The 11,256-nt window shown below is 71.9% G+C and carries 10 protein-coding genes; 5 read left to right on the forward strand and 5 right to left on the reverse strand.

Going from position 1 to position 11,256, the window contains the following annotated elements:
• Nucleotides 1-11: 11 nt before the first annotated feature.
• Entirely contained in the window at nucleotides 12-764 is a 753-nt protein-coding gene (locus ACIOHC_RS14420) for an ABC transporter permease (protein WP_351074910.1), read from the reverse strand.
• Between the two features lie 71 nt (nucleotides 765-835).
• Nucleotides 836-1,813 carry an ATP-binding cassette domain-containing protein gene (locus ACIOHC_RS14425; RefSeq protein WP_351074836.1) on the reverse strand — a complete coding sequence of 326 codons (978 nt, stop codon included), beginning with the start codon at nucleotides 1,811-1,813 and terminating at the stop codon, nucleotides 836-838.
• Between the two features lie 64 nt (nucleotides 1,814-1,877).
• Here ACIOHC_RS14425 and ACIOHC_RS14430 point away from each other — a divergent pair, with 64 nt between their 5' ends.
• Nucleotides 1,878-2,585, forward strand: coding sequence for a TetR/AcrR family transcriptional regulator (locus tag ACIOHC_RS14430; RefSeq protein ID WP_351074838.1), 708 nt, complete (start codon nucleotides 1,878-1,880; stop codon nucleotides 2,583-2,585).
• A 21-nt stretch (nucleotides 2,586-2,606) separates the two neighbouring features.
• Here ACIOHC_RS14430 and ACIOHC_RS14435 read toward each other — a convergent pair whose 3' ends face one another.
• From ACIOHC_RS14435 to hmgA, 3 genes are all read right to left on the reverse strand, one after another.
• Nucleotides 2,607-3,830: a type ISP restriction/modification enzyme gene (locus tag ACIOHC_RS14435; protein ID WP_389637174.1), complete on the reverse strand. Its 1,224-nt coding sequence runs from the start codon at nucleotides 3,828-3,830 to the stop codon at nucleotides 2,607-2,609.
• Nucleotides 3,831-3,891: 61 nt separating this feature from the next.
• Complete coding sequence (locus tag ACIOHC_RS14440) at nucleotides 3,892-4,659, reverse strand: GntR family transcriptional regulator (protein ID WP_351074841.1); 768 nt, start codon at nucleotides 4,657-4,659, stop codon at nucleotides 3,892-3,894.
• An 83-nt stretch (nucleotides 4,660-4,742) separates the two neighbouring features.
• On the reverse strand, nucleotides 4,743-6,071 hold the full coding sequence (gene hmgA, locus ACIOHC_RS14445; protein ID WP_389637173.1) for a homogentisate 1,2-dioxygenase: 1,329 nt from the start codon (nucleotides 6,069-6,071) through the stop codon (nucleotides 4,743-4,745).
• A gap of 122 nt (nucleotides 6,072-6,193) precedes the next feature.
• Between hmgA and ACIOHC_RS14450 the strand changes: the two genes are divergently transcribed.
• From ACIOHC_RS14450 to ACIOHC_RS14465, 4 genes are read left to right on the forward strand one after another with little or no spacing between them, the layout of a single operon-like run.
• The gene (locus ACIOHC_RS14450) at nucleotides 6,194-8,383 is read left to right on the forward strand and encodes a right-handed parallel beta-helix repeat-containing protein (protein ID WP_401842888.1); all 2,190 of its coding nucleotides are present in this window, start codon (nucleotides 6,194-6,196) and stop codon (nucleotides 8,381-8,383) included.
• A complete protein-coding gene (locus ACIOHC_RS14455; RefSeq protein WP_401842889.1) occupies nucleotides 8,380-9,249 on the forward strand; it encodes a hypothetical protein in 870 nt (289 codons plus the stop codon). The genes ACIOHC_RS14450 and ACIOHC_RS14455 overlap by 4 nt, the downstream gene beginning before the upstream one ends.
• On the forward strand, nucleotides 9,246-10,529 hold the full coding sequence (locus ACIOHC_RS14460) for a hypothetical protein (RefSeq protein WP_401842890.1): 1,284 nt from the start codon (nucleotides 9,246-9,248) through the stop codon (nucleotides 10,527-10,529). Before ACIOHC_RS14455 ends, ACIOHC_RS14460 begins: the two co-directional genes overlap by 4 nt.
• A gap of 50 nt (nucleotides 10,530-10,579) precedes the next feature.
• The gene (locus ACIOHC_RS14465; RefSeq protein ID WP_365690945.1) at nucleotides 10,580-11,200 is read left to right on the forward strand and encodes a TetR/AcrR family transcriptional regulator; all 621 of its coding nucleotides are present in this window, start codon (nucleotides 10,580-10,582) and stop codon (nucleotides 11,198-11,200) included.
• Nucleotides 11,201-11,256 lie beyond the last annotated feature (56 nt).

An 11,256-nucleotide genomic window follows, 5' to 3' on the forward strand; every position in this document is an offset into this window, starting at 1 on the left:
GTGCGCCGCGGTCATTCGCCGCCGCGCGCGTAACGCCGTACGGTCAGCGGCACGAACACCGCGAGAAGCACTGCCGACCAGGCGAGCGTCCCGGCCACCGGATGGGCGACCGGCCAGGCGCCGTCGGCGGACGGGGACGCGTTGCCGAACAGATCGCGGGTGGCCGAGGCCATGGCGCTGATCGGGTTCCACTCCGCGACCGTGCGCAGCCAGCCCGGCAGGTTGTCGGTCGGAATGTACGCGCTCGACAGCAGCGGCAGGATGAAGGTGGCACTGCCCAGCTGGCCGGCCACCTCCTCGTTGCGGATCAGCAGACCCAGCCAGCAGCCGAGCCAGGACGTGGCGAACCGGAGGAGCAGCAGCAGCCCGAAGGCGCCCGCAGCGGCGAGCGGGCCGCCCTCGATCCGCCAGCCCACCGCGAGTCCGGCCAGGATCAGCGGAACCATGCCGATGGCCGTGGTCAGCAGATCCGCGGCGGTCTGGCCGAACGGCACGGCGGTCCGGCTCATCGGCAGCGTACGGAACCGGTCCATCACTCCGCGGTCGCAGTCCTGCGACGCCTGGAACATCCCGACCATGATCCCGTTGGCCGCCGTCGACGCCAGCAGGCCCGGCACCAGGAACGCGCGGTACTCCTGGCCGGGCATGGCCAGCGCGCTGCCGAACACGTAGCCGAAGAACAGCAGCATCGTGATCGGCATGGTCTGGGTCAGGATCATGACGCCCGGCGCGGCCTTGATCCGCTGCAGATGGCGGCCCAGCATGGCCAGGGCGTCGGCGACCGGGGTGCTCGTGGCGGACGCGACGGCCGGCTCGTGGACCGGTGCGATGCTGCTCATGCTGCCGTCTCCTTCGGGGGCGGGGAGGTGCGGCCGTCGTTGCGGCCGGTCAGGCGGAGGAAGACCTCGTCGAGCGTCGGCGGGCGCAGGCTCGCGTCGACCAGCGGTACGCCGGCCGCGTCGAGCTCGCGGACGATGCGGGGGAGGGTGAGCGTGAGGTCGGTCGCGACGGCGCCCACGGTGCGGCGCTCGTGGTCGAGCACCGGTTCGGCGCCGGTGAGCTGATCGAGGACGGCTGCCGCCGGGACCAGCGCCGACTCATGGGCGACGACCACTTCGGCATAGCTGCCGATACGGGACTTCAGTTCGGCGGGGGTGCCGCGGTGGGCGGCCCGGCCCCGGTCGATCAGCACGATGTCGTCGGCCAGTCGATCGGCCTCCTCCAGATACTGCGTGGTGAGCAGCACGGTGGTGCCCAGGCCGGCCAGCTCGCGTACCGCCGCCCAGATCTGATTGCGGCTGTGCGGGTCGAGCCCGGTGGTCGGTTCGTCCAGGAAGAGCACCCGCGGCCGGGTCAGCAGACTGGCGGCGAGGTCGAGGCGGCGGCGCATCCCGCCGGAGTAGGTGCGGGCCGGGCGGTCGGCGGCGTCGTCCAGTTCGAAGCGGTCCAGGAGTTCGTCGGCCCGGCTGCGCGCGGCCTCGCCCCGGAACCGGAGCAGCTTGGCGAAGAGCCGCAGGTTCTGCCGGCCGGACAGTTCGCCGTCGACCGAGGCGCTCTGCCCGGTGACGCCGATCGCCGCGCGCACCGCGCCCGCCTCGCGCACCACGTCGTGGCCCGCGACCCGGGCGCTTCCGCCGTCCGGCACGGTCAACGTGGTGAGGACCCGGACCGCGGTGGTCTTGCCCGCGCCGTTCGGCCCCAGTACTCCGCAGACGGTCCCCTCGGCGACAGCGAGATCGAGCCCGCGCAGTGCGTGGACATCGCCGTACCGCTTCTCCAGACCTTCACTAAGTACAGCGTACGTAGTTGTCATGCGGCTTACCGTACCGCACTACGTACGGTGTACGTAACTACCATGGTGGGCGAGGTGATGATCCATGGTGGGGCGACCCGCTGTACCCGAAGTGATCTGGGCGCGCCCCGAGCGTGCGGGCCGCGGCCCCAGGCCCGCGTTCAGCCGCGGCGACATCGCGGCGGCCGCCGTCCGGATCGCCGACGCGGAGGGCTTCGACGCGGTCTCCATGCGGAAGGTGGCGGCGGAGCTGGGCTGCGGCACGATGTCGCTCTACAACTACGTGCCGCGCAAGGAGGACCTGTACGAGCTGATGCTCGACGCGGTCAGTGCCGAGTACGAGTACCGGGAGCCCACCGGCGACTGGCGCGCCGATCTCGTCGCGCTGGCCCATCAGGCCCGCGCGATGATGCACCGCCACACCTGGGTGCCCCGGCTGATGTCACCCGTGTACGGCTTCAGCCCGAACTCCCTGCGGTATCTGGAGTACTCGCTCAGCTGCCTGGACGGGGTCGACGCACGGTTCGGCGAGAAGATGGAACTCATCGCCTTGATCAACGGCGTGATCACCACCTATGTGGCCAACGAGATCGCCACGGCGGAGCGCAGCCGGTCGCTGCCGTGGTCCGAGGAGCAGGAGCACGCCGTGCGCACCGGCTATCTGGTCAGCCGGATCGCGACGGGGAAGTATCCACGGATCGCCGCGGGATTCGCCGAGGATCCCGGACCGATCGATCTGGACGGGGTCTTCGACCGGATGCTCGACCGGGTGCTGGACTCCTTCGACCGGTAGCGCGCGGCCACCGGCGCCCCGTCACAGCAGCGCGAACTGCCCGTCCGGGCCCTCCTCCTGGTGATCGAGCACCGACGCGGGCCGCCGGGCCGCCGCCGGGACTGGCAGGACGCCCGCCGCGCGGAGCTCGCCGGCCGTGATCCTCGGGCCGTCGGCCAGGCCCTCCCGCCGGGGCCGGAGCCCGTCGAGCAGCGCGAGCACGGTGATCAGTTCCAGCAGCTCCGAGGTCCACTCCTGGGGCCAGACGCGGGGCCGGACCGCTTCCAGGGCATCCGTGTCCGCCGCTCCCGCACCCGCGCGCCGCTCGAACCACAGCTCCAGCATCCGGACCCCGCCGACCCGGAACTCCCAGGCCCCGGCCGGCACGGGCGAGATCCGGCCCGTGCCCAGCGTGAGCGTCTCGTCGGCCGGCTCGTACCCCAATGCGGTCGGTACGGGCGGAACCGAGGCCCGCACGTAGGGGCGGCGCCCACCGGGCAGCCGCGGGCGCTCCCCGCCACGGGCACCGCGCAGCTCCAGCCGCAACAGCTCCTCCCCCAGTTCCACCCCCGCCGACCAGCGCTCCGGGTCGGCGGGCAGGGGCACCACGCAACCGGCCGCGGAGTGGCGGGCCGCCGCGACCGTCCAGGCCAGCACCGAGCGCTCGGTGACCGTGTCCCCGTGGCGGTCACGGAGCAGGGCGAGCAGTCCGGGGGCCAGATTGGGTTCGAGACCGCCGGGGCGCCGGTACAGCGGCCGGATCCGGCCCGGCCGACCGGCGGGGGAATGGCCGTCCGGCAGCAGCGCCGTCACGGACAGGGCGGGCCCGGTGTCCTGGGGCACGTACCCGTGCTCGACGGCGAAGAGCTGCTGCCCGTCGGCGACCCGCCACAGCTCGGGACGGGCGGCATCGATCAGCCGGTGGTCGGGGATCAGCCACTGTTCGTCGAACGGTCCGTGCAGGATCCGTACCGGCTCGGGACACGGCCCTGACTCGCGGGCGAACCGGCCGGTGCCGGTGGCCTGCCCAGGAAGCGCCGCCACCGGGGTCTGCGGGGTACGGGAACGAGTGGGCCGGAACAGCCGTTCGCGCTCGGCGGCCCCGGCCCGGACCAGCCGCTCCCAACGGGCCTTGAGCGAACCGGCGTCCGGGGCGGTCACCCAGGGGCGACCGGTCCGCAGGGGCCGTACGGACCACGGCATGAGGTCGTCGAGCAGCGGGCTGTCGTCGTCCCCGCCGGCTCCGGCCGCCGCCTGTGCTGCCACCGTGTCGTCCTCCCCGTCGCCACGCCGCCCTGGCATCGTAACGGCGACGGAGGGCGGGCCGTCAGTGCGCTTCCACCGTCACCGAGAACGAGAACCGGTCGCCCCGGTAGCGGATCTGCGCCACATCCACCACCTGTCCGCTCTCGTCGTACGTCACGCCCGTGTAGAACAGGATCGGGCTCAGCAGCGGTACTCGGAGGAGTTCGGCCGTGACCGGGTCGGCGAGGCGCGCCTCGACCGTGTCGGTGATGCGCGCGATCCGGACACCGACCCGGTCGCGCAGCACCTTGGTCATCGGCCAGCGTTCGAGGTCGCGGACGTCGAGCCGGGCCGCGACCTCGGGACGCACCGCGTTCTGCGCCCAGTTGGTGGGCTCACCGCTGTCCCCGTCGCGGCGCAGCCTGCGGTAGCTGACCACCTCCGCGCACTCGGGGAAGTACTCGGCGAGATCGCCCGGTACGGCGACCGGACCATGGCCGAGGACCGCGGTCCGCTCGCCCGACTGCTGGGCCACGATCGCGTCGATCGAGCCCAGCAGCCGGACCGGCGAGACCCGGCGGGCGCGCGGCTCGATGAAGGTGCCGCGCCGCCGGTGCCTGCTGATCAGCCCCTCCGTCTCCAGTTCCTTGAGTGCCTGGCGCATCGTCAGCACGCTGACGCCGTAGTGCGCGGCGAGCTGTTCCTCGGTCGGCAGCCGGGCCGAGGCGTCCTTGGCGCGCCCCAGTATCGAGGCGCGCAAGGACTGCGAGACCTGGTACCAGAGCGGCAGTTTGCGGTTCAGCACCAGCGAATCGGGAGCGAAGGCGGTCCCCTGGGACGTCTTGGGCATATGAGGCACCTGGGTCACCTGGTCTCTCCGTACTGCGACACGGTGGCCGCGACGACGCGGGGGCCGGGAAGCGGCGTCGTTGCCTACGGCCTGAAGCTGCGGCTCAGACCCTGCCACACGTCGTCGTAGCCGTGCTGCAGATGCCCGGCGGTCGCCGCCTGCCCGGTCGCCGTCACCGGCCAGCGGGTCTCGAACATGAAGGCGAGACCGTCATCGACCTTCTGCGGTTTCAGCTCCGTCGCGCTCGCCCGGTCGAAGGTCTCCCGGTCCGGGCCGTGCGCCGACATCATGTTGTGCAGCGAGCCGCCGCCCGGGACGAAACCGCCCTTGCCGGCCGTCTTCGCGTCGTACGCGCCCTCGATCAGGCCCATGTACTCGCTCATCACGTTGCGGTGGAAGTACGGGGGCCGGAAGGTGTCCTCGCCGACCAGCCAGCGCGGCGCGAAGACGACGAAGTCGACACCTGCCAGACCGGGGGTGTCGGACGGCGCGGTCAGCACCGTGAAGATCGACGGGTCGGGGTGGTCGTAGCTGATCGAGCCGATGACGTTGAAACGGTGCAGATCGTAGACGTAGGGAGCGTGGTTGCCGTGCCAGGCGACCACATCCAGCGGCGAGTGGTCATAGGTCGCGGACCAGAGATTCCCGCAGAACTTGTTCACCACCTCCACCGGACGTTCGGCGTCCTCGTACGCGGCGACGGGGGCGAGGAAGTCCCGGGCGTTCGCCAGGCCGTTGGCGCCGATCGGGCCGAGGTCGGGGAGCGTGAACGGCTGGCCGTAGTTCTCGCAGACGTAACCGCGGGCGGTGGCATCGAGCAGCTCCGCGCGGAAGCGGACGCCGCGCGGGATCAGTGCGATGTGCCCCGGATCGGCGCGCAGCAGCCCCAGTTCGGTACGGAGCAGCAGGCCGCCCCGCTCCGGGACGATCAGCAGCTCGCCGTCCGAATCGCTGAACACCCGGTCGGTCATGGACGCGTTGGCGTGGTAGAGATGCACGGCCATGCCGGTGCGCTGCGTCGCGTCGCCGTTGCCGCCGAGGGTCCACAGACCGGTCAGGAAGTCCGTCCCGGGCGCGGGCTCGGGGAGCGGATCCCAGCGCAGCCGGTTGGGATCGGGCACGGATTCGGTGAACGGGGCGGTCCGGATCGCGCCGTTGTCGATGCGGGCGAACGGCGGATGAGCGGCCGACGGACGGATTCGGTAGAGCCAGGAACGGCGGTTGTGCGCCCGTGGTTCGGTGAAGGCCGAGCCGCTCAGCTGCTCCGCGTAGAGCCCGAGGGGCGCGCGCTGAGGCGAGTTGCGGCCGATCGGCAGCGCTCCCGGCACCGCCTGCGAGCTGTGCTGATTGCCGAAACCGGCGGAATGCTCCAGCCCTTCCGCCGTCTTCCTCGCCTGCTCGATGCCGCTCATGTGCGCTCCCGGTGCCGAAGGAATCCTATGGACAACCGTAGGAATCGGAACGGGGCGCGTCAACGGTATTCAGGGCGCACAAGGGGGTTGCAAGAGTTGAACAATGCTCTACTCTCCCGCACATGTCGTGGACACGAAGACTCCTGGTGGTCCTGGCGGCGCTCGTCGCCGCCCTCCTCGCGGCTCCGGCCGCCCAGGCGCACGAGGAACGACCGGTCACCCTGCCCGACGGAACCGGCAGCGTCCCCGTGTATCGCACCGGCGAACCGGATCTGCTGGTCTGCAAGAGCGACCGGGCGGACTTCGAACGCCGCATATCCGGATTTCCGCAGGAACTGCGGGCCCGGAACCTGAAGCTGTTCGACCGCTGCCAGAAGTCCGGCTACCGCCATCTGCAGCAGGCCGTCGACGCGGTCGGCAGGCCCGGCATGAACATCGCGATCCTGCCCGGCCTGTACGAGGAGGAGCCCTCGCTGCCCAAGCCGACGGGGGAGTGCGCCCGGCTGAAGGCGCCCAACTCCAAACTCGGCTACCAGATCCTGTCCTACGCGCAGCAGGCGCGGTGCCCGCACAACCAGAACCTGGTGGCGATCCTCGGGAAGAAGGACCTCCAGATCGAGGGGACGGGCGCCGAGCGCACGGATGTCGTCATCGACGCCAAGTACCAGAAGCTCAACGCGATCCGCGCGGACGGCTCCGATGGCGTCTACTTCAAGAACTTCACCGCCCAGCGCACCACGTTCAACTCCCTGTACGTCCTCGCCCAGGACGGCTTCGTCATCGACTCCGTCCTCACCCGGTGGAACGACGAATACGGCTTTCTGACCTTCGCGAGCGACCACGGGCTGTACAAGAACTGCGAGTCGTACGGCAACGGGGACTCGGGCATCTACCCCGGCAGCGCGTCGAACATCAACGACGGGTACGGCTACGAGGTGCCGCGCTACTCGATCGAGATCACCGGCTGCCGCAGCCACCACAACATGGTCGGCTACTCCGGCACCGCGGGCGACTCCGTCCACGTCCACGACAACGAGTTCGACCACAACATGGGCGGCGCCTCGATGGACAGCGCCTTCCCCGGCCACCCCGGACTGCCCCAGAACCACGCCCGCTTCGAACGCAACCTGATCCACGACAACAACGCCGACTACTACCCGTACGTCGCCGACGGTACCTGTGCCAAGCCGCCCGTGGACCGGGGGTACGAGGACGGGGTCGTCTGCCCGCAGATCTCCATGCCGCCGGGCACCGGCATCATCACCGCGGGCGGCAACTGGAACCTGTACGAGAACAACTGGATCTACGGTCAGAAACGCGCCGCGTTCTTCCTGAGCGCGGTCCCGGCCTTCATCCGCGGCGAGAACGCGCTGTCCGAGCAGACCGACACCTCCCACCACAACCGGTACGCGGGCAACCACCTCGGCACGGACAGGGCGGGCAACTCCCGGCCCAACCGCTCCGACGTGTGGTGGGACGGCCAGGGCGACGGCAACTGCTGGCAGTCCGACACCGGTCCGTCCTCCCCGCGCGCCCTGCCCGGCTGCGGATCCGAGCGCGGCGCCGTGTCCGGGCGCACCGACCGGCTCGTCGGCGAGCCGGTCAAACTCGCCCAACTGCTGGTCTGCGCCGACTACAACGTGCAGGCCCGGCGGCTGCCGGCCGGCTGCGACTGGTACGGAGCACGGGGCATCGAGCGCATCGAGCGCATCGAGGTGCAGTTGGCGCTGGCGGTCGCGGTGGTGCTCGCGCTGGTCGGCGGGGTGCTGTGGTGGCGCAGACTGCGCGACAGCCGGCTCGCGACCGTGGTCACGGTGCTCGGTGCGATCGGCCTCGGACTGGATGTGGCCGGATCGACCACGGGGCTGGCCGCCACCCATGTGCCCGCGCTGGCCCTGCTGCTGACCGGGGTGTGGTGGACGGGGATCGGGCTGGCGCTGCGGGGTGAACGGCCCTGGCTGGGCTGGACCACGGTGGTCCTGGGGGCGCTCACCCTGCTCGACGCCGTCGACAAGGCCGTGTTCATGATCCCGTGGATTCCCCTCAGCCCGGCCTGGGTGCGTGGACTGCTCGGTGTGATCTGGGTGGTGTGGGCCGTGGTGGCCTCCGCCCGGCACGGCGAACGGGGCGACGAACGCCACGGCGGACGGGGTGCGCCCGACGGCGGCCCGGGTGCGTCGGACGGAAGGGGCCCGTCGGCGCAGGACGCGGTGCCGGACCCGGGCGCGGTGCCGGCCCGGGGCTCGGGCCGCGCCCCGGCCCCGGCGCAACCCGCCACCCCGACGTCCGCTCCTGAAGGAGACGCATCATGAACCGCTCTCGCGGGCACGGGCGTTCCGACCGGTTCACCCGCACCGCCCTCCGTGCCGTCACCGTGCTCACCGCAGGCGTCCTCGTGTTCGGTGCGAGCGCCTGTGGCGGGCGGGCCACCACCCACCACAAACCCGGCACCAGCCACGAGCAGGCCGGCGGCAGCGTCGGCCGGCTCCTGACGGCCGACGACGGTTCCGGCCACCGGCTGCGCCAGGTCGACGCCAAGGGTGCCCCCGCGGTGACGGTCGCCGTGCGGCCGGACTCCGAGGACGGGTGGAACGTCCATCTCTCCGTACGCAACTTCCGGTTCACCCCGGACAGCGTGGGCGGCGCCGCCCTTCTCGGGCGCGGCCACGCCCGGCTGTTCCTCGACGGCCGCCCCCTCGCCCGGGTCTACGGCCCCTGGTACCACCTTCCCGCGTCCCTCGTCCGCAGCGCCGGTGGCGGTACCGGCCTCACCGCCCGGCTCTACGCCGACGACCACACCGCCTGGGCCGTCGGCTCCGCCCCCGTCCAGGCCGCCGCTTCCCTCGCCGCCACCGCACAGCCCTCCGCCCCCGTCGATCCCCGTTCCGAAACGGCGCCGCCCGCATCGCCCCGGCCCGACACGACCCTGGAGATCGTTGTCTCCCACGGCAGGGTCAGCCCGGCCCCCGGCCGCACCGAGATCGAGAAGGGCCGGACCGTCGAGCTCCGGGTCCGCAGCGACCGCGCCGACACCCTCCATGTCCACGGCTACGACAAGGAGTCCCGACTGCCCGCGGGAAAGACCGTCTCCCTCACCTTCACCGCCGACCGCACCGGGCTCTTCGAGGTCGAGACGCACGAGTCCGACCTGCTCCTGACCCAACTCGTCGTACGGTGAGCGTCCTCGCCCATGGCATCGGTGCCCAGCACGACCTTCCGCTGTCCCCCTTCTACGCCTTCGCGGGAGCCTTCGCCGCGCTCTTCGTCTCCTTCCTCGCGCTCGGCCTGCTCTGGTCCGCCTCCCGATTCCGCGGCGACCGGGCGGGCCGCCCGGTCCCGGCGGCCGTCCAGCGTCTCGCCGACGCCCGGCCCACCCGTACCGCCGTGCGCGTACTCGGGCTGGCCGCCGCCTCGTTCGTCACGCTCCACCTCCTCCTCGGACCGGACGACCCGGACCGCAACCCGGCCCCCGGTGCCGTCTACGTACTCCTCTGGGTCGGGCTCGTCCCCGCCTCACTCCTGCTCGGCCCCGTCTGGCGACCGCTCAACCCGCTCCGTACCGTCCACCTCCTCGGCTGCCGCGCGCTCGGCCGTGACCCCGCCGCAGGCCGCCCCCTTCCCGAACGCCTCGGTCTCTGGCCCGCCGCGACCGGGCTCCTCGCCTTCACCTGGCTCGAACTCGTCGCCCCCGACCCCGCGTCGACCACCACCCTCCTGCTCTTCCTCTCCCTCTACACCGCCGTCCACCTCGCCGGCGCCGCCCGGTACGGTGCCGGATGGTTCGACCGGGCGGACGCGTTCGAGGTCTACTCGGCCCTGCTCGCCCGGCTCTCCCCGCTCGGCCGTCGCACCACCGACCGCCGCCTCGTGCTCCGCTCCCCGTTCAACGGCCTCGACGGCACCCCGCAGATTCCCGGACTCGTCGCCACCGTCTGCGTCATGCTCGGCTCCACCGCCTACGACGGCTTCTCCGACGCCCCCTCCTGGATCACCACCGTCCAGACCTCACCCATGGGCCGCACCACCGCCGCCACGCTCGGGCTCCTGGGCGCCGTCGCCCTCGTGGCCACCTTCTACGCCCTCTGCACCGGCGCCACCCGGCTGATCTCCGGCCGACTCGTCGACCCCCTCACCTCCTTCGCGCACTCGCTCGTCCCGATCGCCCTCGGCTATCTCGTCGCGCACTACTTCACGCTCTTCGTCACCGAAGGGCCACGCACAGTCATGGTGGCATCCGGCACTGACGATCCGCTCCCGCCCGAGCCGCCGCTCGGGCCCGGCGGCGTCGCCACGCTCCAGGTCGCCGCGATCGTCCTGGGGCACGTACTCGGGGTCATCGCCGCCCACGACCGGTCCGTGCGCCTCTTCCCGCCCGGCCGGGCCGTCGCGGGGCAACTCCCGCTGCTGGTCCTGATGATCGCCTACACCATCGGCGGGCTCTCCCTGTTCATCGCATGACGGCCGCGCCCCGCACCGACCCGTCACCCGCAGAGGAGACCCACGGCATGATGGAGCCCGTGCCCCAAGCGAACACGAACCTCCGCCGCGCCCCCGTGCAGCAGCGCAGTGCCGAACGCCTCGCGCGGATACTCGACGCCTGCGCCGAACTCCTCGACGAGACCGGCTACGAGCAGTTGTCCACCCGGGCCGTCGCCGTCCGCGCCGAGGTCCCCATCGGCTCCGTCTACCGGTTCTTCTCCAACAAGCGCGCGCTGACCGACGCGCTCGCCCGACGCAACCTGGACAGCTACGCCGAACGCATCACCGCCCGCCTCGCCGCCATCGAGGCCGCCGACTGGCGCAGCGCCATCGACGCCGTCCTGGACGAGTACCTGGCGATGAAGCGCTCCGTGGCCGGTTTCGCGCTCGTCGACTTCGGCGCACCCGCACCCGACGACGACCCGGCCAGTGAAGCCAACCGCCGGGTGGCGGGCCGGCTCACCGAACTGCTCTCCGGGCACCTCGGCCGGACCCCCGACGACGACCTGCTCCGGACGGTCCTCGTCTGCGTCGAGGCCGCCGACGCCCTTCTCCAACTCGCCTTCCGCACCGACCCGGCGGGCGACCGGGCCATCGTCGCCGAGACCCGCGTCCTGATCCGGGCCTACCTGGCCCAGGCCCTGGACTGAGCGGGAGGGTTCCTTCCAGGGATCGCCGACATCGTCGCGACTGCGTCTCCCCGCCG

It is taken from the genome of Streptomyces sp. NPDC088252 (assembly GCF_044740965.1).
Taxonomy (GTDB): domain Bacteria; phylum Actinomycetota; class Actinomycetes; order Streptomycetales; family Streptomycetaceae; genus Streptomyces.

Excerpts from the sequence above, each read along its gene's own strand:
- ACIOHC_RS14420 (WP_351074910.1), bottom strand. The coding sequence starts at position 764 with ATGCTGGGCCGCCATCTGCAGCGGATCAAGGCCGCGCCGGGCGTCATG.
- ACIOHC_RS14425 (WP_351074836.1), bottom strand. The coding sequence starts at position 1,813 with ATGACAACTACGTACGCTGTACTTAGTGAAGGTCTGGAGAAGCGGTAC.
- ACIOHC_RS14430 (WP_351074838.1), top strand. The coding sequence starts at position 1,878 with ATGGTGGGGCGACCCGCTGTACCCGAAGTGATCTGGGCGCGCCCCGAG.
- ACIOHC_RS14440 (WP_351074841.1), bottom strand. The coding sequence starts at position 4,659 with ATGCCCAAGACGTCCCAGGGGACCGCCTTCGCTCCCGATTCGCTGGTG.
- hmgA (WP_389637173.1), bottom strand. The coding sequence starts at position 6,071 with ATGAGCGGCATCGAGCAGGCGAGGAAGACGGCGGAAGGGCTGGAGCAT.
- ACIOHC_RS14450 (WP_401842888.1), top strand. The coding sequence starts at position 6,194 with ATGTCGTGGACACGAAGACTCCTGGTGGTCCTGGCGGCGCTCGTCGCC.
- ACIOHC_RS14455 (WP_401842889.1), top strand. The coding sequence starts at position 8,380 with ATGAACCGCTCTCGCGGGCACGGGCGTTCCGACCGGTTCACCCGCACC.
- ACIOHC_RS14465 (WP_365690945.1), top strand. The coding sequence starts at position 10,580 with ATGGAGCCCGTGCCCCAAGCGAACACGAACCTCCGCCGCGCCCCCGTG.